General features: G+C 55.5%; 21 protein-coding genes. 11 read left to right on the forward strand and 10 right to left on the reverse strand.

What is annotated here, in order from left to right; genetic code table 11:
• Nucleotides 1-53: 53 nt before the first annotated feature.
• The 10 genes from Q0336_RS01230 to pyrH all read right to left on the reverse strand — a co-directional run bounded on the left by Q0336_RS01230 (nucleotide 54) and on the right by pyrH (nucleotide 10,988).
• Nucleotides 54-1,577, reverse strand: a complete 1,524-nt coding sequence (locus tag Q0336_RS01230) for a transglycosylase SLT domain-containing protein (RefSeq protein WP_298524602.1) — start codon at nucleotides 1,575-1,577, stop codon at nucleotides 54-56.
• Between the two features lie 28 nt (nucleotides 1,578-1,605).
• A complete protein-coding gene (gene rlmD, locus Q0336_RS01235) occupies nucleotides 1,606-3,045 on the reverse strand; it encodes a 23S rRNA (uracil(1939)-C(5))-methyltransferase RlmD (protein WP_298524605.1) in 1,440 nt (479 codons plus the stop codon).
• A gap of 247 nt (nucleotides 3,046-3,292) precedes the next feature.
• Entirely contained in the window at nucleotides 3,293-4,687 is a 1,395-nt protein-coding gene (gene glmM, locus Q0336_RS01240) for a phosphoglucosamine mutase (protein WP_298524607.1), read from the reverse strand.
• A 9-nt stretch (nucleotides 4,688-4,696) separates the two neighbouring features.
• Complete coding sequence (locus Q0336_RS01245; RefSeq protein ID WP_298524610.1) at nucleotides 4,697-5,338, reverse strand: DUF4827 family protein; 642 nt, start codon at nucleotides 5,336-5,338, stop codon at nucleotides 4,697-4,699.
• A 43-nt stretch (nucleotides 5,339-5,381) separates the two neighbouring features.
• Complete coding sequence (locus tag Q0336_RS01250) at nucleotides 5,382-6,431, reverse strand: bifunctional oligoribonuclease/PAP phosphatase NrnA (RefSeq protein ID WP_298524613.1); 1,050 nt, start codon at nucleotides 6,429-6,431, stop codon at nucleotides 5,382-5,384.
• Nucleotides 6,432-6,519: 88 nt separating this feature from the next.
• Complete coding sequence (locus Q0336_RS01255) at nucleotides 6,520-7,452, reverse strand: M48 family metallopeptidase (protein WP_298524616.1); 933 nt, start codon at nucleotides 7,450-7,452, stop codon at nucleotides 6,520-6,522.
• A gap of 50 nt (nucleotides 7,453-7,502) precedes the next feature.
• Nucleotides 7,503-8,654: a CapA family protein gene (locus tag Q0336_RS01260; RefSeq protein ID WP_298524619.1), complete on the reverse strand. Its 1,152-nt coding sequence runs from the start codon at nucleotides 8,652-8,654 to the stop codon at nucleotides 7,503-7,505.
• A gap of 10 nt (nucleotides 8,655-8,664) precedes the next feature.
• The gene (gene rsgA, locus Q0336_RS01265) at nucleotides 8,665-9,618 is read right to left on the reverse strand and encodes a ribosome small subunit-dependent GTPase A (RefSeq protein ID WP_298524622.1); all 954 of its coding nucleotides are present in this window, start codon (nucleotides 9,616-9,618) and stop codon (nucleotides 8,665-8,667) included.
• A 42-nt stretch (nucleotides 9,619-9,660) separates the two neighbouring features.
• Nucleotides 9,661-10,224, reverse strand: a complete 564-nt coding sequence (frr, locus tag Q0336_RS01270) for a ribosome recycling factor (RefSeq protein WP_298524625.1) — start codon at nucleotides 10,222-10,224, stop codon at nucleotides 9,661-9,663.
• A gap of 53 nt (nucleotides 10,225-10,277) precedes the next feature.
• The gene (pyrH, locus tag Q0336_RS01275) at nucleotides 10,278-10,988 is read right to left on the reverse strand and encodes a UMP kinase (protein ID WP_298524628.1); all 711 of its coding nucleotides are present in this window, start codon (nucleotides 10,986-10,988) and stop codon (nucleotides 10,278-10,280) included.
• Nucleotides 10,989-11,313: 325 nt separating this feature from the next.
• Between pyrH and pheS the strand changes: the two genes are divergently transcribed.
• From pheS to Q0336_RS01330, 11 genes are all read left to right on the forward strand, one after another.
• Nucleotides 11,314-12,336, forward strand: a complete 1,023-nt coding sequence (gene pheS, locus Q0336_RS01280) for a phenylalanine--tRNA ligase subunit alpha (protein WP_298524631.1) — start codon at nucleotides 11,314-11,316, stop codon at nucleotides 12,334-12,336.
• A gap of 11 nt (nucleotides 12,337-12,347) precedes the next feature.
• The gene (nth, locus tag Q0336_RS01285) at nucleotides 12,348-13,010 is read left to right on the forward strand and encodes an endonuclease III (protein ID WP_298524634.1); all 663 of its coding nucleotides are present in this window, start codon (nucleotides 12,348-12,350) and stop codon (nucleotides 13,008-13,010) included.
• Between the two features lie 2 nt (nucleotides 13,011-13,012).
• Complete coding sequence (locus tag Q0336_RS01290) at nucleotides 13,013-13,972, forward strand: ABC transporter substrate-binding protein (RefSeq protein WP_298524637.1); 960 nt, start codon at nucleotides 13,013-13,015, stop codon at nucleotides 13,970-13,972.
• Between the two features lie 27 nt (nucleotides 13,973-13,999).
• Entirely contained in the window at nucleotides 14,000-14,716 is a 717-nt protein-coding gene (locus tag Q0336_RS01295) for an ATP-binding cassette domain-containing protein (protein ID WP_298524640.1), read from the forward strand.
• Nucleotides 14,703-15,458: an ABC transporter permease subunit gene (locus Q0336_RS01300; protein WP_298524643.1), complete on the forward strand. Its 756-nt coding sequence runs from the start codon at nucleotides 14,703-14,705 to the stop codon at nucleotides 15,456-15,458. Before Q0336_RS01295 ends, Q0336_RS01300 begins: the two co-directional genes overlap by 14 nt.
• Before the next feature lie 98 nt (nucleotides 15,459-15,556).
• Nucleotides 15,557-16,456 (forward strand): DUF3828 domain-containing protein, encoded by a 900-nt coding sequence (locus tag Q0336_RS01305; protein WP_298524646.1) that lies wholly within the window; start codon nucleotides 15,557-15,559, stop codon nucleotides 16,454-16,456.
• A gap of 92 nt (nucleotides 16,457-16,548) precedes the next feature.
• On the forward strand, nucleotides 16,549-17,505 hold the full coding sequence (locus tag Q0336_RS01310) for a hypothetical protein (protein ID WP_298524649.1): 957 nt from the start codon (nucleotides 16,549-16,551) through the stop codon (nucleotides 17,503-17,505).
• Between the two features lie 63 nt (nucleotides 17,506-17,568).
• Nucleotides 17,569-18,567, forward strand: a complete 999-nt coding sequence (gene queG, locus Q0336_RS01315; protein WP_366139512.1) for a tRNA epoxyqueuosine(34) reductase QueG — start codon at nucleotides 17,569-17,571, stop codon at nucleotides 18,565-18,567.
• A 320-nt stretch (nucleotides 18,568-18,887) separates the two neighbouring features.
• On the forward strand, nucleotides 18,888-20,063 hold the full coding sequence (gene cbiE, locus Q0336_RS01320; protein ID WP_298524659.1) for a precorrin-6y C5,15-methyltransferase (decarboxylating) subunit CbiE: 1,176 nt from the start codon (nucleotides 18,888-18,890) through the stop codon (nucleotides 20,061-20,063).
• Between the two features lie 19 nt (nucleotides 20,064-20,082).
• Nucleotides 20,083-20,838 (forward strand): shikimate dehydrogenase, encoded by a 756-nt coding sequence (locus Q0336_RS01325; RefSeq protein ID WP_298524651.1) that lies wholly within the window; start codon nucleotides 20,083-20,085, stop codon nucleotides 20,836-20,838.
• Nucleotides 20,825-23,110, forward strand: a complete 2,286-nt coding sequence (locus Q0336_RS01330) for a BamA/TamA family outer membrane protein (RefSeq protein ID WP_298524654.1) — start codon at nucleotides 20,825-20,827, stop codon at nucleotides 23,108-23,110. Before Q0336_RS01325 ends, Q0336_RS01330 begins: the two co-directional genes overlap by 14 nt.
• Nucleotides 23,111-23,413 lie beyond the last annotated feature (303 nt).

Consider the following 23,413-nt stretch of genomic DNA (forward strand, 5'->3'; position numbering starts at 1 on the left):
TGGAGCTAGAGATAGCAGTGCTGTCTCGTAGAGGTGGTATGTGTGTGGAGCTACTAGTTGCTTCGGCTCTGGTAGTTGTGGTAGCGTGCTATGACCTGCTGGACATAGCCTGCTACGCCCTTGCCTCTGAGGTAACCAGCACGGCAGACGGGATCATTGTAGTACTTAGCTTCGCTCTTGAGTCGGAGAGCGGTCTCGATACCTCCTTCCCATTTGTCAGAGGCATAGCCGTACTTCTGAGCTAGACGTATGGCATCTTGTAGGTGTGCAGGACCAGCGTTGTAGGCGGCAAGGGTGACCTTGATGCGCTCCTCTCGATTGGTGATCTGGTTGATGAAGAGCGCATCGATGGAGCGGAGACAGTCTACGGCGACACGTACCGATACAGCAGGGTCGAGGAGCTGTTTGGTGTTCGCCCCATAGATCTTACCCGTGCGAGGCATGATGCCCATGAGCCCTCTTGCCCCAGACCAGCCGACGACCTCTGGACGGAAGTTTGACTCTTGATAAGCGATGGAGGCGAGTACCTGCCAAGGCCAACCGATACGCTGCGCTTCTCGCTCGAAGAGTTTGTCGAAGGATGAGATCCCGTAGCTCCCTTGGGGGAAGCTTCCATGGGTGTGGGTGGCTGGGGACTCTGTGGGGGAGGAAGGTTGCTTCCCACGTCCTCGCTCTGAGCGTCCTTGTTTAGGAGAGGGGGCTGGTAGCTCCTCTTCGGGTGCCACCTTGCTGAGCTCAAAGTAGCGCTTATAGATCTGGCGGAAGCTCTCATCCTCTGGGATGTCTTTAGCCCATTGGTCTAGCGCTTCAGCTAGCCCAATAGCCTCCGAGGAGGTGAACCAGCGTAGTCGCTGGGCAAAGCCCACTTCCAGCGAGATGTCGATCCCTGGATAGTAGGTCTTGGTGAGCTTAGCTAGGTCTTCGTCAGCGATGGTATAGTTGATCTCTCGGGAGGCAACTTGAGCGATGAGGTCCTCGGTATTGACCGTATCTGCGTCGATGACTCGCAGGCGGATCTTACCCCCAAGTTGCTCCTCAAGGCGCTCCATACGCCCTTCGGCACGAGAGCCCGAGAGGACAGTCACCTCCTGACCAAGTAGCCCCGTCACATCCCTCAGATAGGGGACACTATCCCCTGCTGTCTCTCGACGCTGTACGAGGACTAGTCCCGAGAGGCTCTCTGGTCCAGCGAAGCGGAAGCGCTCCTTAGCAGAGTGCGTCACCGCATGGGGTGTGATACAGAGATCGACTCGCCCTCGCTCGACCATCTCCTCTGCTTCCTCCATGCTGTGGGTGACATAGAGCTTCATCGGCAGGCGACGGCTACGTGCGAAGAGCTGGATGAGCTCATACTGATAGCCCATGGGCTCATCTCGGTAGGTGAAGAAGGTCGTAGCACCCGAGAGCGTCACGACACGAAGGGTGTCGGGTAGGCGCATACGTTGAGCTTCGAGCTCCTGCTCAGTGGCCTGCCGAGTGCGGAGTCTAAGGAGATAGCCAGTCCCCAGAGCTACAGCTATCTCTAAGGCCAAGAAGAGGGTCGGACGAGGAAGTCTGGATAGGAATCTTTGGATCATAGGATAGCCGTAGATGAAGGGTGAGGGGCTAGAGACGAACGAGCTGTACTACGTTCTCTATATGATGCGTGTGGGGGAACATGTCCACCGCACGAGACTTCGTCACCTGATACATCCCTGAGGCGGTCAGGAGCTGTAGGTCACGAGCTTGAGTCGCAGGATTGCAGCTGACATAGACGATACGTCGTGGCGCAGCCCTGAGGATCGTCGTGATGACATCTTCGTGCATCCCTGCACGAGGCGGGTCGGTGATGATGACATCGGGTGCTCCGTGCTGAGCGATGAAGTCTTCGGTCAGAATATCCTTCATGTCGCCTGCATAGAAGAGCGTGTTGTCGATCTGATTGACCGTGCTATTGATTCGGGCATCTTCGATCGCCTCGGGTACGTATTCGATCCCGACGACCGAGCTACACTGGCGAGCGACGAAGTTGGCGATCGTCCCCGTCCCCGTATAGAGGTCATAGACACGCTCTGAGCCTGTAAGTTCGGCGAACTCCCGAGCTACCTTGTAGAGCTCATAGGCCTGAAGGCTATTGGTCTGGTAGAAGGACTTGGGGCCGATACGGAAGCGTAGTCCCTCCATCTCCTCCTCGATATAGTCTCGCCCATAGAAGCAATGGATCTCTTGGTCGCCGATCGTATCATTGCACTTGCCGTTGATGACATAGAGCAGGGAGGTGATCTCAGGGAAGCGCTTTTGGATCGCTGTAAGTAGAGCCGTACGAGCCTCTTCATCCTCACGGAAGAAGACTACTACGACCATCGTCTCACCCGTGGAGGTGGTGCGTAGCATCAGGGTACGCATGAGCCCCTCCTGCTTACGTAGATCGAAGTAAGGATAGGCTTCGGGTCGGGCTAGGCAGTAGTCACGAACGAAGAGGCGGATCTCATCCATGATCGTAGCGCCCAGATGACAGATGTCGATATCTAGCACCTTGTCGAACATCCCAGGGAGGTGATACCCAAGTCCCGATAGCTCACTCGCAGAGGGAGGTGTGGGAAGCGCATGAATACGATCCATCTCCTCGGGGAAGAGCCAACGCTTGTGACTGAAGGTGAACTCCAGCTTGTTGCGGTAGCGCTCCGTTTGCTTCGAGCCTAGGATGGGGAGATATTCACCGACGGGTACCTTCCCGATGCGCTCTAGGGCATCACGGACGACTTGAGCCTTACTCTCCAGCTGAAGAGAGTAGGGGAGGTGCTGCCACTTACATCCCCCACAGACGGTGAAGTGGGAGCAGATGGGAGTGATGCGCTGGGGGGATGGAGTCGTGAGACGTGCGATCTTACCCTCCATGAAGCTGTTCTTCTTCTTCGTGATCTGGATGTCACAGATGTCACCAGGTGCAGCAAAGGGTACAAAGAGGACCTTGCCCTCGACATGCGTCAGGGCTTTCCCTTCACTTGCAAGACCTGTGATGGATACTCTCTCTAGGAGAGGAAGCTCTTTCTTCTTTCGTGCCAATGAATATGATAAACCGTTTGTTGTGGTAGGAAATGATGCGTCTTGATCCTCGTAGGTGGAGCTGAGGACTAGTCATTTCAGTCCTGCCTTTGCTCAAGATGATCAAGTAAGTATGGAGACTGCTCCATAGATCGGTGCCCCATCTAAGAGCTGGGGGCATCTCTAAAGTAGAGAGCCCAAAGCCTCAAGAGGGGAGAGCTGGTTTCTGATAGCTCGCATCCCTATGGGGGCTTTGGGCTTCGATCTCTTAGTCGAGATAAGAGAGGAGGGTAGCCTTGAATTCGTCGGCTAGAGCCTGAGCTTCCTCAGTAGAGGGAGCTTCGGTGTAGATACGGATGATGGGCTCTGTATTACTTCTGCGTACATGCACCCACTGAGTAGGTAGGTCGATCTTCACCCCATCGATGAGGTTGATCGTACCCTTGTCTTGATATTCTTGGGCAAGACGGGTGAGTAGAGCTTCTGTATCGACACCTGCTGGTAGATCGACACGCTGCTTGCTCATGTAGTAGTCTGGGTAGCTAGCTCGGAGCTCACTGACCTTCTTCCCGCTCTTAGCTAGGAGTGAGAGGAAGAGAGCGATGCCTACGAGGGCATCACGACCATAGTGAAGCTCAGGGTAGATCACTCCACCATTCCCTTCTCCTCCGATAAGGGCTCCGGTCTCCTTCATCTTAGTGACGACATTGACCTCACCGACGGCTGCTGCTGTGTAGGAGCCTCCATGACGCTCTGTCACATCTCTTAGGGCACGGGTCGAGCTGAGGTTTGATACCGTATTCCCTCCGCCATTGAGTGAGAGAAGGTAGTCTGCTACCGCTACGAGGGTATATTCCTCTCCGAAGAACGTACCCCGCTCATCGATGATCGCTAGACGGTCTACATCAGGGTCGACTACGAAGCCTACATCTACTTGGCTCGTCCCGATGGCGGAGCAGATATCGACGAGGTGCTCGGGTAGAGGCTCGGGGTTATGTGCGAAGTGTCCCGTAGGCTCTGCATTGAGTGCTGTGACATGATCAACACCCAAAGCCTTGAAGAGTGCAGGGAGAGCGATCCCTCCCACAGAGTTGACGCTATCGAAGGCTACACGGAAGTTCGCTCTACGGATAGCTTCGACATCGACTGCGGGTAGGGCTAGGACAGCTTGGATATGATCATCAAGGTAGCTCTCTTCGCTCAGGAGCGTACCGATCTCATCGACCTCAGCGAAGTCAAAGTCCTGATGCTCTGCTAGACGGAGGATCTCCTTACCGTCAGCATCGCTGAGGAACACTCCTCGTCCGTTGAGTAGCTTCAGCGCATTCCACTGCTTGGGGTTGTGGCTCGCCGTGAGGATGATCCCTCCATCGGCCTCTTTCCCCGTGACAGCCATCTCAGTCGTCGGTGTCGTAGCTAGACCAATATCGATGACATCGCAGCCCATACCGATGAGCGTGCCTGTGACGATACGGTTGACCATGATGCCAGAGATACGGGCATCTCTACCTACTACGATCAGGGGACGTGACTTCCCCGTGTGCTTCCTGATAAACTCAGCATAGGCGGCAGTGAACTGAGCCGTGCTGACGGGATTGAGCCCATCGGACACGTGCCCCCCTATGGTGCCTCGGATGCCTGAGATGGATTTGATGAGTGTCATATATATGGATTATTGCTTAGGCTTTTCGTAGAAGACGTACGAAGCTCTCTGTACGTAGATGCTATTCCCTGCGGTATAGTTCTGTGATGGACCGAGTTCGAAGGGGATGATGAGCTCTACTACAGCTCCGTTACCAAGGAGGGACATAGGGAAGGCTACACCTTCACAGATAAGGTTGTCGTAGGCTGTACTTAGTCCTCCATCGTGGATCGGGCTGTAGTGCACCGTCCCATCGCTACTGTACTGGGAGATATAGCGGAAGAGAAGAGGACGAACCCCTGCTTCGCTTATGTTGTCGAACTCTGCACCCTTCGCCTGCGAGTCATTGAAGAAGTAGCCTTTGATCTCTACTGCTACGACGGTCTTACCGACCTCGGGGCGTGCGCCACCCTTGTCGATGACACGGAGGTAGAGCCCATTGGAGAGCTTGTAGAAGACATTGGGGTCAATAGTCTCGGGGAGGGTCTCATCACCTCGGTTGACGATTCTGAATGAGGATTCCTTGATCAGACGATCTATGGCACGTCGCTGCTCCTTCTTGAGCTGTGAGAGGGGCTTGACGGTACGATTCTTCTTGCAGCTACCTAGAGCGAGTAGTGGGATGAGTAGCAAGAGGACGAGGGTGATACGATGAGAGAAGAGTCTATTCATTGTGATTATGGAGTATGCTACTTGATGATGAGGCTATCTTATCTTAGGAGTGTTTGCTCTCCTTGGAGGAGTTAAATCTCCCTAGCTGGCAAAGATAGATATTTTTGGCCTCTTCTATTGTGCCTTGATGCTCAGCACCTGCGGCGTTGAGGTGTCCACCACCTCCGAAGCCTTCGCTGGCGATACGATTGGCAGGGAAGTCTCCCGTAGATCGGAAGGAGAGCTTGATCTGGGTCTTGTCTTCTCGGATGAAGCAACAGCAGTCGATGCCTTCGATCGTGAGCGGGATATTGACCAGCCCTTCGGTATCGCCCTTGGATGCCCCGAAGCGACGGAGCTCCTCTTGGGTCAGCGTGATGCAGGCGGCTCGTAGCTCGGGGTAGAGCTCCAGCTTTTGGTCTAGGACATAGCCCTGAAGACGTATCTGTACCTCGGGATTGTGGTAGGAGAGGCGGTCGATCACGTGGGGGTAGTCCGCATGTAGAGCAAGTAGATCAGAAGTGGCTATGAAGAGCTCGGGGGAGAGATGGCTATACATGAAGCGCCCCGTATCGGTGATAATCCCAGTGAGTAGGAGGGTAGCTAGATCGGGGGTGATAGCAGATCTCCAGCCGAGAGCCAGTGCGAGTGCATGTATGAGCTCGCTGGTGGCAGAGGCATTAGGATAGCTGAAGATTAGATCGAAGCCCTCCTCTGGATCGAGATGATGGTCGATGAGTACACGATGAGCCTGAGTGCTGGTAGCAGCTTCGACGAGGCGAGGGTAGCGCAGACGACTGATCTGATTGTGGTCTAGATGGAAGATGAGGTTTGCCTCTGCGATGAGCTGGAGGCTACGCTCTTCCTCTTGGGGGAAGATGACAAGCTCGTTAAGGGAAGGGAGCCAAGCGAGGTAGTTCTCTATGGGATCGGGGCTGATGACATGCACCGAAGCCTCGGGGTGAGCCGTTCGTAGGAGTCCAGCCCAAGCTAGAGTACTACCGAGGGCATCTCCATCGGGTCCCGTGTGGGGGAAGATGACGATCTTGTCCTGCTCTAGGATGAGCTGTTTTAGTTTGGCTAGATCTTCGTCACTCCAGATATATTTACTCATAGGTTTATGAAGGAGACCCATGTCGGTAGGATGAGGATCCCACGACATGGGTCTTGGTGGTACAATGATAGGTCCTTAGTGCTATGGCTTAGCGTCTGTCGAGGTAGCTTCCGATCTCATTGGCACGTACCTCACGGGTCGAGCTCTTTTTCTTTGTTGCAGGGGTAGAGGTAGAAGTACTTCTACTCTGGGTGGAGCTACCACCTTGGTAGTACTGGAGGGCTGTAGGTAGATAGGCCTCGATTGCCTTGATGCGGTTCGCATCGCTGGGGTGGGTACTTAGGAGCTCATTGGTCTGGCTCCCACCCTTGGACTGAGCCATCTTCTGCCAGAAGCTTACTGCATAGCGAGGGTCGTATCCAGCCATAGCCATTAGGACGAGACCCATCTTGTCCGCTTCGTACTCCTGCTTGCGTCCGAAGGGGAGCATGACTCCGACTTGAGCTCCGATGCCATAGGCTTGGTTGATGAGCGAGCCAAGCATCTGGGAGCGTGATCCTACGGCAGCTCCTAGGATCTGACCTCCAGCTTGGACGAGCATCTGGTTGCTGATACGTTCGTTGGCATGCTTAGCTAGGGCATGACTTAGCTCGTGTCCCATGACGGCAGCGAGTTCATCATCCGAATGGGCACCATTGCCTACGAGGTTGAGTAGCCCTGTATAGACGACGATCTTCCCTCCAGGCATACAGAAGGCATTGACTTGCTTACTATCGACGACGTTGAACTCCCAGCTGAGCGAGGAGAGCATTGACTCATAGCCGTTCTGCTTGAGGAAGGCATTGGTTGCTGCTGCAAGTCGGCGACCCACCTGTGTAACCTTAGCATTGTAGGTACCGTTGTTGCTGAGCTGAGACTTGCTTATGAACTGACGATATTGTGTAGCACTCGCAGCTAAGATCTCCCCATCGGACACGAGGTTGAGCTGACGACGACCTGTGATGGGGACCGTCCCACAGCTAGAGAGGAGGAGTAGTCCTGAGGTGAAGAGGGTAGCTAGGCGAAGAGTGAATCTATTCATAGGATAAGTGGAATAAAATCAGTGAAGAGAGAAGGGGATGGAGTCGAGACCTAGGGTGCTAAGGTGATCGAGCGATAGTATCGCTGGAGTGCCTGCAGGTCAACTGCCTCCCGATGGGCTAGGTCCACATAGCTCGAGTCGGATAGCTGTATGGGGCGAAGGCGATAGATAGCCTCTCCCTTGGGGCTACGCTTCTCGACGAAGACATACTGATAGTGGGGGAGGGTCGTCCAGCTACCCTTGGCTCTGTCTCGTATGAGGTCTAGGGAGAGGAGCATCCCACCACGGGTCCCAGGAGGAGTGATCTGGTTGCTGATGAAGTTCCCCATCGAATAAACAACGAATGTGGAGTCCTGTTGGGTATTTCGCCTCTTGAGGAAGGCACTCTCCTGGACTACATGCGGATGGCTCCCGATGATGGCATGTACCCCTTGGTCGGTGAGCCACTGAGCCAGATCCATCTGCCTCTTATTGGGCAGGCGCTCATACTCATTGCCCCAGTGTATCTGTACGATCTTGTAGTCGGCACCGAGGCTGTCTGCTCTCTGGAGGTCACGGGCGATCTGATCTCGGCTGATCGTATCGACAAGTGCAGGATGAGGGATGGGTAGCCCATTGGTGCCGTAGGTGTAGGCTAGGATGGCTAGCTTCACTCCCTTGACTGTCACGAGGAGTGGAGTGCGACTCGTGCGCTCTTCTTTCGTGCGGTAGCTCCCCGTGGTAGCTATCCCTAGGCTGTCAAGGACATCAATAGTATTGATTACTCCGAAGCGTCCTCGGTCGCAGCTGTGATTATTGGCCGTCGTCAGCACATCGAAGCCAGCCTCCCGCAGTGCAGTACCGAAAGCCTCGGGGGAGGAGAACATAGGGTAGCCACTGTAGGGCTTCCCCCCAAACGTCGTCTCGAGGTTGCCTATCGCTAGGTCTGCCTGCTCTATGAGGGGTTTGACGAGGGTGAAGGAGGGGGTGAAGTCATATTGACCCTCTTTGCCGAGGGCTGCACGTATCTGCGGGCCATGGGTCATGATGTCGCCCGCAAAGACAAGGTGGAGCGTGTCATTCGCTCTATCTTCTTGGATGAGGGCACTATCTCTACGCTCCTGAGCATAGGCCTTTCCCCTGCCTCGGCAAGCCAGGCTGGGAAGGACAGAGAGTACACCGAGCAGGCATACTACTAGATGTTTCGATCGGGGGAGCTTCACAGCGTATCTGTTACTTGTATTCGGGCCGATATTTGCCACCCTCCTTATCCTCTAGGATACCGAGGTAGCTGACATAGCGAGAGGGGGCGATGCGCCCTTCGTCTACGGCCTCTCGTACCGCACAGCCCGGCTCGTGGGTATGGGTGCAGTTGCCGAAGCGACATGCCTTGCTGATCTCGAAGAGCTCGGGGAAGTAGTGGGATACCTCGGCCTCATCCATCTCTAGCATCCCAAAGCCCTTGATCCCAGGGGTGTCTATGAGATAGCCACCCTCTGCATAGGGGAGAGGGATCATCTGTGAGAAGGTGGTGGTGTGCATCCCCTTGAAGTGAGCCAGTGAGATCGCTCCCGTACGGAGCTCCACTCCAGGGATGAGCTGGTTGATCAGCGTGCTCTTCCCGACACCCGAGTGACCACTGAAGAGGGTGATCTTCCCCTTGAGGTGATCGATCAAGTCTCCTACACCTTCGCCCGTAGTCGCTGAGACTCGGTGGCAAGGGTAGCCGATACTCGTGTAGAGCTGGATGAGCTCCTCCATGTACTCGGTAGCCTCGGGAGGATAGAGGTCGATCTTGTTGAAGACAAGCTCCGTCGGTACACGATAGGCCTCTGCTGTGGCAAGGAAACGATCAATGAAGGTCGTACTCGTCTCTGGGGCTGCTACCGTGCAGATGAGGAGCGAGGCATCGATGTTGGCTGCTAGGATATGGGACTCCTTGGAGAGGTTGGCTGCACGACGGATGATATAGTTCTTACGGGGAAGGATATCACGGATGTAGTGCGCCTCCTCCTCGCCCTTCCCTTCGCTGAGGGTGACCTCTACGTGGTCTCCTACGACGATGGGGTTGGTGGAGCGAAAGCCTCTCAGACGGAGATTGCCTTTGGCTAGACACGAGCGCTCTACACCATCCTCAGTGAGGACGATGTAGTGGCTACCCGTGTTCTTGATGACTAAGCCGGTCAAGGATGCTATAGCTTAATGATTGTAGTCAAGTAGAGGCGGAGACTAGACAGTCATGATCTCCTTCTCCTTGGCAGAGAAGAGTTCGTCGATCTTCTTGATGTATCGGTCGTGGAGCTTCTGCACCTCGGCTTCTGCATCCTTGGCTACATCCTCGGGGGTGTTGTCCGTCTTGATGCTCTTCTTGATCGCATCGTTGGTATCACGGCGAGCATTGCGGACGCTGACCTTAGCGGTCTCAGCATCGGCCTTGACCTGCTTGACGAGTTCACGACGACGGTCTTCCGTCAGAGGGGGGATGCCGAGGCGGATAAGCTCCCCGTTGTTCTCGGGAGTAATGCCGAGAGGGGAGTTGATGATCGCACGCTCGATGTCTCGGATGATCCCCTTTTCCCATGGGGTGATGACGATGCTCTTGGCATCAGGGATCGTGACGGTACCCACCTGAGTCAGGGGAACTAAGCTCCCGTAGTACTCGACCATGATCCCATCTAGGATCTTTACATTGGCCTTGCCCGCACGTACTCGTGCTAAGGCTTCTTCGAGATGCTCAACGGTCTTTTCCATTTGGGCACCAGCCTCAGCGATCAGCCCTTTTAGTTCACTCATAGAGAATTGTTGTCTATTATATTTTAGGTTGGGATTGTTTGTGCTTGGATGCTCTAGAAGCCCACGTAGGTGCCGATCGACTCTCCTCGAAGGACTTTGATGAGGTTGCCTGGAGTATCCATGTCGAAGACGATGATCGGGAGGTTGTTCTCACGGCACATCGTGGTAGCCGTCAGGTCCATGACCTTCAGTCCTCGGTGGTAGATCTCATCATAAGTAATGCGGTCGAACTTAGTGGCCGTGGGGTCCTTCTCGGGGTCAGCGGTATAGATACCATCGACGCGTGTCCCCTTGAGCATCACATCGGCTTCGATTTCGATCCCACGCAGGGATGAGCCCGTGTCGGTCGTGAAGAAGGGGTTCCCCGTACCTCCAGAGAGGATGACGACCTCCCCTGCCTCGAGGGCATCGACTGCCCGACGCTTGGAGTAGAATTCGCCGATGGGCTCCATGCGGATAGCAGTGAGGACACGGTTCTTCACCCCTAGCGAGGTGAGGCGAGAGCCTAGGGCAAGGCTATTGATGACGGTAGCAAGCATCCCCATCTGGTCGCCCTGTACTCGGTCGAAGCCATCGGCTGCACCACTGAGGCCACGGAAGATATTACCTCCTCCGATGACGATAGCGACTTGGATACCCATCTCTACAGCTGCCTGGATATCTCGAGCATAGTCGGATAGCCGATCTGTATCAATACCATACTGCTTAGCCCCCATGAGCGACTCGCCACTGAGCTTGAGTAGGACACGTTTGAAGTGATTCATTGAGTTCTTCTTATGATGACTATTGTTTATTAGTACAAAGAAACGACTTTTACGCCTAATACGCTCTTATCCGCTGACCATCTGCCCATGATCGAGGTCTAAAGGGACCCATTCATGGGTCGCTCGGGTGACCCATGATGGGTAACCACGATGACCCATGATGGGTCGCATGGACGACCTATAGTGGGTAGTCAAGTCTCCTCTACGTTCCTTCGATTTGCTTGCTCCGATGGCTCCCTATTCTGGAGCTTGACGACCTTCGGCTAAATGGTGAGTGAGAGGAATTCGCTAACTTTACGCACCTAAATCCAAGGGAACTTAGTTCATGCAACAAAGAATACAACAGCTGACGACCGAGCTGCAGGCGCTCACCGCACGCACCGAGCAAGAGGTCGAAGATCTCCGTATCAAGTATATCAGTAAGAAGGGGCTCGTCTCTCAGCTCTTCGATGAGTTCAAGTCTGTCCCCAACGAAGAGAAGCGACAGGTAGGCCAACTTCTCAATGCACTCAAGACCTTAGCTACGGATAAGATCAACGAGCTACGTGCTTCGCTCTCCGCCGGTGGTGATTCATCCGAAGAGGGGATCGACTGGTCACGTACGGTCTATCCTGCCCCTCTGGGTACACGTCATCCGCTGACGATCGTCCAGCAGGAGATCTGCTCGATCTTCGCTCGTCTAGGCTTCTCTATCGCCGAAGGTCCAGAGATCGAGGATGACTGGCATGTCTTCTCATCGCTCAACTTCGCCGAAGACCATCCCGCACGTGATATGCAGGATACCTTCTTCGTGAAGAATGTCCCAGGTACACTCCTTCGCACACATACCTCTTCGGTACAGACGCGTACGATGCTCGCCTCTGAGCCTCCGATCCGCATCATCTGCCCAGGACGAGTCTATCGCAATGAGGCGATCTCCTACCGTGCACACTGCTTCTTCCATCAGGTAGAGGCACTCTATGTGGATCAGAATGTGTCGTTCGCTGATCTGAAGCAGGTACTTCTGTACTTCGCCCAAGAGATGTTCGGCTCCGATACCAAGATCCGTCTACGTCCCTCGTATTTCCCCTTCACAGAGCCTTCTGCTGAGATGGATATCTCTTGTAATATCTGTGGCGGTAAGGGCTGTAACTTCTGTAAGCATACAGGCTGGGTAGAGATCCTCGGCTGCGGTATGGTCGATCCGAATGTCCTAGAGAATTGCGGGATCGATAGCCGTAAGTACAGTGGCTATGCCCTCGGTATGGGCGTAGAGCGCATCACGAACCTCAAGTATCGAGTCAGTGACCTACGTCTCTTCTCGGAGAATGACGTTCGTTTCCTTGAGCAGTTCAAGGCTGCACACTAAGCCCTAGGATCGTGACCCGCAAAGAGCGCTACGAAGGGGTGATCGCATGGTTCGAGGAACACATGCCTGTGGCCGAGACCGAGCTAGACTATACCACCCCCTTTGAACTCCTTGTTGCGGTCATCCTCTCTGCTCAGTGCACGGACAAGAGGGTCAATATGATCACGCCCCGTCTCTTCCGTCAGTATCCGACGGCAGAGATCATGGCACGAGCCGAGGTAGATGATATCTTCGAGCTGATACGTAGTGTGAGCTACCCACGCTCCAAGGCAGGCTACCTCGTCGCTACCTCTCAGAAGCTCGTCGAAGACCACCAAGGGGAGGTGCCTGAGGAGCGTGAAGCTCTGATGAAGCTCCCTGGTGTGGGACGCAAGACAGCTAATGTCATCGCTTCGGTCATCTACCACCGTCCTACGATGGCGGTCGATACCCATGTCTTCCGTGTCTCCAATAGGATCGGTCTCACGACGAACTCTAAGACTCCGCTTCAGACCGAACTTACCCTCATCAAGTACATCCCTGAGTCGCTTATCCCCAAGGCGCATCATTGGCTGATCCTCCACGGTCGCTATGTCTGCACGGCTCGCCGACCTCATTGCTCGGAGTGTGGCCTAAGCTCCTATTGCCGCTACTATACAAGGTTGGAGCAGAAGAAATCAAAATCTAAAGACTAGATATGAAAAGAAGAAAGCACCGGACTAGCCTATGGCTCGGTCTAGGTCTCGCCCTCATTGCTGGGGCACTCTTCCTCTCCGAAGCTTGTGCCAAGAAGGGGAAGGCTGCTTCCTCCGATAAGACAAGACTCTCCATCGGTGTGATGCCCTCTGTTGATTACCTCCCGATAGCCATAGCAGAGCAGCAGGGCTTCTTCTCTATGCCCATAGAGATCGTACGCTTTGCCTCTCCTATGGAGCGTGATGCCGCCCTTCAGACAGGTGCAGTGGATGCTTCGGTCACGGACTACATGGGGGCCATGCTCCTGCACTCCAAGGGGCTGGAGGTCTCCCTACCTATCGCATGTCAGGGGAGCTTCCGCCTCGTCTTTGGGCGGGACGAGGATCTTGATCAGGTCTCTGATCTGCGGGGCAAGCGTGTGGGGCTCTCATCGAATACCCTCATCGACTATGCTACGGAGCGTAGCCTAGTGGATGCTCATAGTAAGCCCTTTGCCTATACTCGTGTCGAGGTGCAGAAGATACCCATCCGTCTGGAGATGCTTCGCTCGGGAGAACTAGATGCTGCCATCCTCCCCGAGCCCTTTGCGAGCATCGGTGAGTCTAAGGGGCTTCTAGCGATCGATGTGCCTCGAGCTCTTACGGTCGGGATCACGGGCCTCCTCTTCCAGCGATCGGCGCTCACCTCTAAGGAGGAAGCTGTCCGCTCCTTCGTCTCGGGCTACAACCAAGCTATTGACTACATGCAGTCGCATCCTCGCTCCTCATGGGCGGGTGCTCTGGAGCAGCTCCTCGGAGTACCTAAGGAGCTAGCCATGCGCATCCCTCTCCCCACCTACACTAAGGTAACGACTCCTCAGACTGAGGATCTAATGCCTATCCTCGAGTGGATGAAGGAGAAGGAGCTCGTCCCATCTACCTATATGGCAGAAGGGCTTATCTCCGCTCTACCTACCCAATAGCTGGAGCTAACCGCTCCCCAGTGACGGATGACAGAGCCCCATCTCCTTCAGGTCTCACAGCTCTCTGTAAGCTATACTCATCGGCGCCGATCTACCGAAGCGCTGGTGGGTATTACTTTTTCTATGGGGAGGGAGATCGTCACGATCACAGGACCTTCGGGGAGTGGTAAGTCTACGCTCCTACACTGTCTCTCGGGTATCGTCACCCCGACAAGTGGCCATCTCCTCCTCGATGATCTACCCATCAACCCACGGATGCATCAGATCGCTCTCGTACCTCAGCAGTATGGGCTCTTCCCCTGGAAGAGGGTAGGGAGCAATATCCTCCTTCCCGCAGCTCTGGGTAAGCGGAGTGTCTCTCCCGAGCTCCAGCATGAGATCTTGGAGACTTTGGGACTCCTTGACCTCCTTGATCGCTACCCGCACCAGCTGAGCGGTGGTCAGCGCCAGCGTGTCGCCCTCGCTCGAGCCTTCATCATGCAGCCAGACCTACTGCTTCTCGATGAAGCTTTCTCGGCGCTCGATGTGGCGACTGCAGAGCGTTCGCGTCAGCTATTCCTAGAGCTCTGGGCTCGCTATCCCGTCCCAACCCTCTGTGTTACACACAGCCCCGAGGAAGCTACGACCCTCGCCCAGCGTACCCTTCTCCTTGGGGGAACACCCGGCACCCTTATCGGAGACTATCGAGGTGCCTCGAGGCAGGATTTAGAGGCTAAGTTACGTACCCTTGATGAAGCCCTTTAGTCGTCATCTCATACAGCTCCTCCTCGGAGCCATCATCCTCCATGTCCTTTGGCTGGGAGGCTATTACATGATCGCCTCCGAGGTGCTACCTGCACCTTGGACAGTATATGCGCATCTACTTCGGATGGATGGCTCTAGTCTGCTCACTCATGCCGTAGTGAGCCTACAGCGTATCGGGTGGGGGATCTTGATCGCTACGCTCCTTGCCTCGGTGATCGCTCTGGTGATGATGCTCTACCCTCGTGTAGGACGGGTGCTCTCTACCTTCATCTATTTCTCCTACCCGATCCCTAAGCTCGCCCTCCTTCCCGTCGTCATGCTCCTCGGGGGACTCGGTGAGGTCACCAAGGTCGTGATGATCGTCCTCATCATCCTCTTCCAGCTCTCGGTATCCATGCGTGATGCGCTCCTAGGTATCCCTCGGGAGCACTTCGCTGTCACCCGCTCTCTGGGTACTGGGACGCTGGGCCTTCTGCGTCATCTCCTCCTCCCAGCTGCTTTGCCTGCAGCCCTCTCCGCTCTGCGTATCGCTATCGGTACGGCTATCTCGGTACTCTTTGTGACAGAGACTTATGGCACGACCGAGGGGCTAGGCTACTACATCTCGGATGCTTGGATGCGTATCAATTATCTAGATATGTATGGGGGCATTGTGCTCTTGAGTTTGCTTGGGGTGGGGCTCTTCATCCTCATTGACTCTGCTGAGGCATTGCTCTGTCCTTGGGAGGCAGAGAGTGAGTGATGCTATACGCTTTGGGATGATCGGAACGTTGTCCTAGTGTAGGCTCTCTCTGTGGATGTCCCTACGCATGGTATCACTTCTCTAAGCAATCATCCCCGATGGTCAAGCGATTATCTACCTTTTGTCTACTCCTCCTTCTCAGCATCTTCTCTTCCTCTACGGGCTTCGCACAGAAGACCAAGCGTGCCTCTGCACACAAGAGTAGCGTATCCCGAAAGCAATCAGTCACAGCGGAGACGACACTCCATCGCTTCTATATGGAGTATATCCGCTCCTTTGACCGCATGTATGAGCCCGAGCAGGTGGATTCGCTTATCCTTGCTCATGTGACTCCAGAGGCTAAGGCAAAGCTAGAGCGAGTGCGTGCTATGACGGACCTTGATCCGATCCTTCGCTCTCAAGATATTGCCTCTGGGGTGGAGCATACGCTCAAGATCCGTAGCCTAGGCCAAGACTGGTATCAAGTATCCTTCGGAGAAGGGGAGGGCTACCAAGCGATCCCCCTTCGGGTGAAGAAGGTAGGGACGAAGTACCTCATTGACTTCATCACCCCCCCTTGGCATGAGACGGCCTATGGAGATCGCCTCCTAAGTAATCCCTTTGCTTCTGTTGATCGGGTCGACGAATCAAGCCCTTCTGCCTTCGTCCTCTCCTTCTATAAGCGCTATATCTCTGCTTATCTAGCCATGAAGCCGACCCTCAAGGAGGAACTCAAGGCTCTACGTGATCGCTACTGCACCCCGCAGACGATCCAGCTCTACTACGACCGACTAGCTTCTACGGGTGAGGTGGAGAGTGGCTACTTCGATGTCCTCATTGACAATACGGACTTTGACCCCACGTGGTGCTCTTCGCTCTCTGTCCGTCCCAGCTCGTCCTCCGATCTGCTGGAAGTCCTCTATAATCCAAGTTCGAACCATCGCACACTCCCCCGTAAGCTCCTTGTGCGTGCCATACGGCTCGCTACGGGAGGCTATCGTCTGGATCTACAGCCTTAGATATAGCGCTTCCCAACGGCCTATATCTGGGGTGATTATGCTATTTATGGCTATCTTTGTGCTACGATTTAAGTAATAAGCCGAAGAAGATAATGAATAGTCGCCTCGCCGAGCAGATCTCCTACCTCCTCCTGCGCCACCAATATGTGGTGGTCCCCCAGCTAGGAGGGTTCATCAGAGAGAAGCTCCCTGCTAACTATGATCCTACTAAGCGACTCGCTTATCCTCCCTCTGCAGAGCTCCACTTCAACCAAGCTCTAGGACACAGTGATGGCCTCTTGGAGGGTCGCTATGCCGAGCTCTTAGGGCTCTCTCTTAGACGTGCTCGTCTCATCCTAGAGGAGGAAGTGCGTCAGCTCCGTCTGAGTCTGATCAAGCAGGGGCACTATGAACTCTCGGGTATCGGCGAGCTCATCCTCTCTCAGGAGGGACAGCTTAGCTTCGTGCCTAGTGCTCACGCTCTAGCTACCCAGTCGGCTTCTTACGGCTATGCCCCCCTCTCTCTCCCCGAACTTCCCTCCCAAGCAAAGACAACTAAGAGTGTACGTCGCTCTCGCTCGGAGCGTGATGGGCGCTATATCTCTCTGCGCCTCTCCAAGCGTGCTCTAGGCTATGCAGCCGTAGTGATTTTCACGATCCTTGCGCTACTTCCTTGGGGTAATCGGGTCGAGACGACTGCACACTATCAAGCTGGATTTACTCCCTCCATTGAGGCGGCACGTCAGCTCTTCGGAGAGCAGGAAGTCATTGCTGAGCCTCGTGCAGAGGAGCAGACCAAGGGCGGACTCAGCTGGTCCACAGAGCAGGATGGTCGCTACTATATCGTCCTAGCTACCGAGCGTACAGAGGAGCGCATACAAGGCTACCTCACTGGGGTGCAGGAAGCCTTCCCAGAGGCTAACTTAGTGGCACTCCACTCCCCTCATGGGCGCACGATCCGTCTGTGCCTTACTTCCTTCCCTTCGTCAGCAGAGGCTTATGCCTACCTAAATACGCTGGTGAAGGAGCATCCCTCCTATCGCTCTTCGTGGGTCTTCCGCAATAGTTAGGCTAGGAGCTCTCCTAGATCCGAAGCGTCCATCCCATTGGAGCAACATCCCCTACACGACATCGTGACTGAGATCAAAGCCGAGGCTTACCGCCTCGGCTTCTCTGCTTGTGGGATAGCCGAAGCTGGGGCTGTACCCGAGGAGATCATGCAGGAATATGATCACTGGGTAGACACAGGCTATCATGGGGATATGGATTACCTCGCTCGTAATAGAGAGCTTCGTTCAGATCCTCGGCTACTGCTCCCTGGGACGAAGTCGCTCATCCTCGTGGCGATGAACTACTATCCAGAGACGAAGCAAGATCCTGAGGCTCCACAGTTCGCTTACTACGCCTACGGGCGAGACTATCATAAGGTGGTCAAGAAGCGCCTCGACAGCCTCCTTAGCTATATGCGGGAGGAGCTAGGCCTCAAGGTCGAGGGACGAGCCTTCTCGGACTCCGCTCCGATCATGGAGCGTTACTGGGCGGAGCAGGCAGGGCTAGGCTGGCGAGGGAAGAATAGCCTGCTGATCATCCCACGAGCAGGGAGTTACTTCTTCCTCGGCGAACTGCTGGTAGATATAGAGCTCCCCTACGATACTCCGATGCGTAATCTCTGCGGGCGGTGTGAGCGCTGTCAGCAGGCTTGTCCTACGGAGGCCTTCCTTGCCCCAGGGAAGTTGGACGCTCGGCGCTGCATCAGTTACCTGACCATTGAGCAGAAGGGGGAGATCCCCGAAGAGCTACGAGAGCGCATGGGACGGCGGGTCTATGGCTGTGATGCCTGCCAGCAATGTTGCCCGTGGAATCGCTATGCTCGCCCGACGAAGGTCGCTGACTATACCCCTCGGGAAGCACTTCTTTCTCTCTCCCCAGAGCAACTGGAGAGTATGACCGAAGAGGAGTATCTAGCCCTCTTCGCCGGCACAGCTGTCAAGCGGGCAGGGCTCTCGGGGCTCCAGCGGACGATCCGAGACCTTCGGGCGAACTTCTCTACTCCCATCCCTTCCACGGAAGCCTCATCGGTGCGTCGCTTCGTTCGCCCTACTACTCCCGAGTCCATCGACTCATCTGAGTGACAGCTCGCCCCTCCTTCTCCTGCGGAAAGGTGCAGTCAGATACGCTCCTGCCTTGAGCCTCTATGGTGTGAGAAGTGTACCCATGTATAGTACCGTATATAGACCCATACATGGGTCACCCGATCGACCCATTCATGGGGTCCTCGACCGACCCATGAATGGGTACCTAAACCTCAAGATGGGGCAAGTAAGGAGTAGTGTGCTTAGCCGAGCTCGCCCTTATTTGTTGTAATTTTGCTCTCTATAATCAATCAAGCAATACAAGACTTTTGAACGAATATAATTCCCACGCTAAAGGGCTCTCCTTCGTCGTCATAGGTATGAACGATGAGAAGAGCCCCCTCTTCCCCGAAGAAGTACAGAGACTGATCTCGGAGCATCGCATCTTCTCTGGAGGCCGTCGCCATAGAGAGCTTGTCGGGGAGCTCCTACCCGAGGGAGCCGTATGGATCGATATTGTTGTCCCGCTGAGCGATGTATATGCGCAGTATCGACACTATGATGAGCCTGTCCTCGTCTTCGCTTCGGGGGACCCGCTCTTCTTCGGGTTCACGACGACGCTGATGCGTGAGTTCGAGGGAAGAGTCACGAAGACCTTCCCCTCCTTCAGTTCGCTACAGATGCTGGCGCACGCCCTTCGCTTGCCGTACCATGATATGCGTGTTGTTTCGCTGACGGGACGACCTTGGCATGAGTTCGACCGAGCCTTGATCGAGCGGGCGCACAAGGTAGGGGTGCTGACAGATCGGAAGAATACGCCTGCTACCATCGCTAAGCGTATGCTTGACTACGGCTATACTGCCTATCAGATGCACGTGGGGGTACGCCTCGGAGGTGAGCGGGAAGAGACTTATTCGCTTCCCCTTGAGGAAGTCATCACGAAGGACTTCCCTCATCCCAATTGCCTGATCATCGAAGCGGTAGAGCCTCAGCCCTATGATGCTCCTATCGGGCTCAAGGAACTGGACTTCTTCCCTCTGAATGGACGGGTGAATATGATCACGAAGATGCCTATCCGCCTCGTGAGCCTTAGCCTGCTGGAGCTGGAGCAAAGACGGAGCTTCTGGGATGTCGGCTTCTGCACGGGCTCTGTCTCCATCGAGGCTAAGCTCCGCTATCCTCATCTCACGGTGACGGCTTTTGAAGTACGGGAAGAGGGCTCAGAGCTCATGGAGACGAATAGCCGGCGCTTCCATGCTCCAGGGATCGACTACCATATTGGGGACTTCCTCTCCCAGCCTTTAGAAAGCCTTCCTCGTCCAGAGGCCGCCTTCATCGGGGGGCATGGGGGGAGGCTACCTGAGTTCGTCGCACGCCTTGCCGAACTGATGGGCGAAGACGGGATCATCGTCTTCAATTCCGTCTCCGAGGAGACGCTCCAGCTCTTCCGTGACTCTATAGCCGAGATCGGCTGGGCTATTACCTACGAGACTCGCCTAGCCGTCGACAGCCACAATCCGATCACGATCCTGCAGGCCAAGGGGCGCAGAGACTAGGGTATCTGAGCATAGAGAGATGGCACGTTATACCTACGGACTGATAGGGCGACCGCTGGAGCATTCTTTTTCTCCGAGCTACTTCCGTGCGTTCTTTGAGCGCGAAGGGATCGATGCTTCGTATGAGCTCTATGAGCTGGAGCGGATCGAAGAGCTCCCCCAGCTGCTCGAAGCGAACCCCGATCTCAGAGGGCTCAATGTCACCCTGCCCTACAAGCGGGAGGTGCTTCGCTACGTCGGAGACTGCTCGGATGAGGTGAAGCTCCTTGGGGCGGCGAACGTCCTCTCCGTGCGACGCACCCCCGAAGGGAAGCCCATCCTCAAGGCGCACAATACCGATGTCGAGGGCTTCCGTCGGTCGCTTGCTCAGCTTCTTCGGGGGGAGCACCCCGAAGCTTGGGTCTTCGGGACGGGTGGGGCAGCCTCGGCCGTCCTTCGTGGGCTGGACCTGCTGGGGATCAGCTACCGTCAGGTGAGCCGTACACCACGCTCGGGACAGATGAGCTACGGGGACTTGACCCTCGAGGAGGCTCGGCGGACAAAGCTCTGGATCAATGCTACCCCCGTGGGACTTCGGCTGGGTGACTCGCTTCCCTTGCCCTACGAAGCGCTGGGGGCGGAACATATCTGCTACGATCTCATCTACAACCCTTCGCCTACGACCTTCCTAAGCCGAGCCTCCGAGCGGGGTGCACGGACGAAGGACGGGCTCGAGATGCTACATATCCAAGCCGATGAAGCTTGGAAGATTTGGACTACGAATGAAGAAGACTAGAAGTGCGCTTATACTGGGGGGGCTCCTCCTCCTAGCCTCCTGCTCGACGACGAGGCACGTGGAGCCGGGGAGCTATCTCCTCTCCAAGGTGTCTATCCGTGTGGACTCGCTCCCGCCCGCCGAGCTGGAGCAACTTGGGGACCTAACCACCTTCCTGCCCCAGCAGCCGAATACGAAGCTCCTCGGGCTCTTCGACTGGACGCTCTTCGTCTATAACCTCAGCAACCCGAAGAGCAATAGCTTCGTGAGCCGACAGCTACGTAAGTGGGGCGACCCGCCCGTGCTGTACAATGCAGAGGAAGCGGAGTTCGGGCGAGCGAACCTCTCCGCCGCTATGTACAACCTCGGCTACCTTAAGGCCAAGACCGAGCTCCAAGTAGATACTACCCGCTCCAAGCGTGCCCGTCTGACCTACGTCATCACGCCAGGCAGTCGGCTCAAGGTAGGGCACTTCGAGGAAGCGCTTAGCGACACGACGCTCCGTCCGCTGCTTCATCCGCAGGACACGCTTCGGGAGAAGCGCCTCTTCCGTGGCGAACGCTACCGCTCCTATCTGCATTCGGGAGCGATCCTCTCGCCCCGAGCCATGCAGCTGGAGCAGGAGCGTATCTCGCAGATCTTCCGAAACCGAGGCTACTACACCTTCACGGCGGACAGCGTGCACTTCGAGCTGGATACGCTCGTGGCTTCGGACGTGTGGGTACGCAGTGTGATCTCCGCTCCCAACGAGGTCTATCGCATCGGTCGGGTGCAGATGAAGCAACGGCCCCATCGGGAGGGAAGCCTTCCTAGCTACGAGGCCGAGCGGGCGGGGATTAGCTTCGGCCTCGACCCCGATCATTACATTCGTCCGAGTGAGTTGGCACGTCGCATCTGGATCCGCCCAGGGCAGCTCTATTCGTCGCAGCATACTTCGTCGACCTACGCAGCGCTGAGCGAACTGTCTTCGCTTCAGGGCGTATCGATCCAGTACCACGTGGACACGCTCTCGGGCGACTCGACGCTTCTGGACTGCGACATCAGCGCTACCTCGGCGAAGACGAAGAGCATCGGGGGCGACATCGTCGGGACAAATTCCTCGGGAAGCCTCGGTGTAAGTTCGTCCTTGAACTTCCAGAACGCTAACCTCTTCCACGGAGGAGAAGTCCTACGTCTGCAGCTGCGTGGGGGCTACGAGAGCCTGAGGAGTCGGCGCAACGAGCATCTGAACTACGGGGCGGAAGTGGGCTTGACCTTCCCCAAGCTCCTCTTCCCGCTTGTGGGCTCGAAGGGGCCTTCGACGATCCAGTCGACGACGAACCTGCAGATGAGCTACGATCATCACCGTCGCCCAGAATTCAGTCGTGATGTCTTCTCACTGGAATGGGGCTATAGCTGGCACAGTCACTACACGCCTGCCTACCGCCACCACCTCAAGGTCATCGACATCAACTTCCTGCACTTCGGCTACATCAACGAGGACTTCCGTCGGTCGATGCCTTTGATCACGCAGATCCTCAACTACCGAGACCAGTTCGTCCTCGGTGCTTCCTACCTCTTCCGCTACAATTCGCTGAACGATTACCGCAGGGCCACTTCGCCGTGGGTGCACAACCTCCGCCTCTTCTTCCAGTCCTCGGGGAACTTGCTCTACGGGCTCTCGTCGGCGCTGGGCCGTCAGCGGGACGAATACGGTGCGTACCGCCTTTTCGGGACGAACTTCGCACAGTTCGTCAAGGCCGAAGCCGACTACAGCGGTCTGCGCAAGCTCGGCGAAGGGAATGCCTTCGCCTATCACCTTGGCTTGGCGGTGGCTTATCCCTACGGCAATAGCCAGTACGTGCCCGTCGACCTGCGCTACTTCGCCGGCGGGGCCAATAGCCTTCGAGGTTGGGCTGCCCGCACGCTGGGCCCGGGGAGCATGCCCCGCTCTGCCAGCCGTTCGATCTTCGACCAAGTGGGGGATATCAAGGTCGAGCTCAATGCCGAGTATCGGATGAAGGTCCTTGGCTCGCTGCAGCTGGCGCTCTTCGCAGACGCGGGGAACATCTGGACGATGCGCCCCTACGAGAATCAGCCTCAAGGCGACTTCCAGTGGGAGCGTTTCTACAAAGAGATCGCCTTGTCGTCGGGGCTGGGTTTGCGTTGGGACTTTGATTACTTCGTGCTGCGCTTCGACGTTGGGGCGAAGGTCTACGATCCGCAGGTCGAGAACGGCCGTCCGTGGGTGATCTCCTACCAAGAGCCGAAGCAACTGCTGGCCTTCAACTTCGCCATCGGCTATCCCTTCTAGGGCGAAGTTTAGGAGGAAGGTCGGTCGTCCCGCTCTCTCTCTTTCCGCCTCCAATTGATCCGCCTTGCCCGGAGCGAATGACCGCTCGGGGCAAGGCGGAAGATTTTTGTGCGCACGGAAATAAATTTCCGTACGTAAGAAAAAATATTTTCGTACGTACAGAAATAAATTTTCTTACGTACGAAAATTTCACTGCTTCCGCAGGGCAATTTTTCCCTTTCCGCAAGGCGATAAATTTCCTTCCGCAGGGAAATAAATTTTCTTCCGCAAGGAAATAAATTTTCTTCCGCAAGGAAATAAATT

The organism is uncultured Porphyromonas sp. (assembly GCF_938039215.1).
GTDB lineage: Bacteria > Bacteroidota > Bacteroidia > Bacteroidales > Porphyromonadaceae > Porphyromonas.

What these genes read in the sequence shown, in the direction of transcription:
- Q0336_RS01290 (WP_298524637.1), top strand. Translation starts at nt 13,013, where the DNA reads ATGAAAAGAAGAAAGCACCGGACTAGCCTATGGCTCGGTCTAGGTCTC.
- pyrH (WP_298524628.1), bottom strand. Translation starts at nt 10,988, where the DNA reads ATGAATCACTTCAAACGTGTCCTACTCAAGCTCAGTGGCGAGTCGCTC.
- Q0336_RS01300 (WP_298524643.1), top strand. Translation starts at nt 14,703, where the DNA reads ATGAAGCCCTTTAGTCGTCATCTCATACAGCTCCTCCTCGGAGCCATC.
- Q0336_RS01305 (WP_298524646.1), top strand. Translation starts at nt 15,557, where the DNA reads ATGGTCAAGCGATTATCTACCTTTTGTCTACTCCTCCTTCTCAGCATC.
- Q0336_RS01255 (WP_298524616.1), bottom strand. Translation starts at nt 7,452, where the DNA reads ATGAATAGATTCACTCTTCGCCTAGCTACCCTCTTCACCTCAGGACTA.
- Q0336_RS01245 (WP_298524610.1), bottom strand. Translation starts at nt 5,338, where the DNA reads ATGAATAGACTCTTCTCTCATCGTATCACCCTCGTCCTCTTGCTACTC.
- pheS (WP_298524631.1), top strand. Translation starts at nt 11,314, where the DNA reads ATGCAACAAAGAATACAACAGCTGACGACCGAGCTGCAGGCGCTCACC.
- Q0336_RS01325 (WP_298524651.1), top strand. Translation starts at nt 20,083, where the DNA reads ATGGCACGTTATACCTACGGACTGATAGGGCGACCGCTGGAGCATTCT.
- frr (WP_298524625.1), bottom strand. Translation starts at nt 10,224, where the DNA reads ATGAGTGAACTAAAAGGGCTGATCGCTGAGGCTGGTGCCCAAATGGAA.
- Q0336_RS01250 (WP_298524613.1), bottom strand. Translation starts at nt 6,431, where the DNA reads ATGAGTAAATATATCTGGAGTGACGAAGATCTAGCCAAACTAAAACAG.
- cbiE (WP_298524659.1), top strand. Translation starts at nt 18,888, where the DNA reads ATGAACGATGAGAAGAGCCCCCTCTTCCCCGAAGAAGTACAGAGACTG.
- Q0336_RS01330 (WP_298524654.1), top strand. Translation starts at nt 20,825, where the DNA reads ATGAAGAAGACTAGAAGTGCGCTTATACTGGGGGGGCTCCTCCTCCTA.
- Q0336_RS01310 (WP_298524649.1), top strand. Translation starts at nt 16,549, where the DNA reads ATGAATAGTCGCCTCGCCGAGCAGATCTCCTACCTCCTCCTGCGCCAC.
- glmM (WP_298524607.1), bottom strand. Translation starts at nt 4,687, where the DNA reads ATGACACTCATCAAATCCATCTCAGGCATCCGAGGCACCATAGGGGGG.
- Q0336_RS01230 (WP_298524602.1), bottom strand. Translation starts at nt 1,577, where the DNA reads ATGATCCAAAGATTCCTATCCAGACTTCCTCGTCCGACCCTCTTCTTG.
- Q0336_RS01295 (WP_298524640.1), top strand. Translation starts at nt 14,000, where the DNA reads ATGACAGAGCCCCATCTCCTTCAGGTCTCACAGCTCTCTGTAAGCTAT.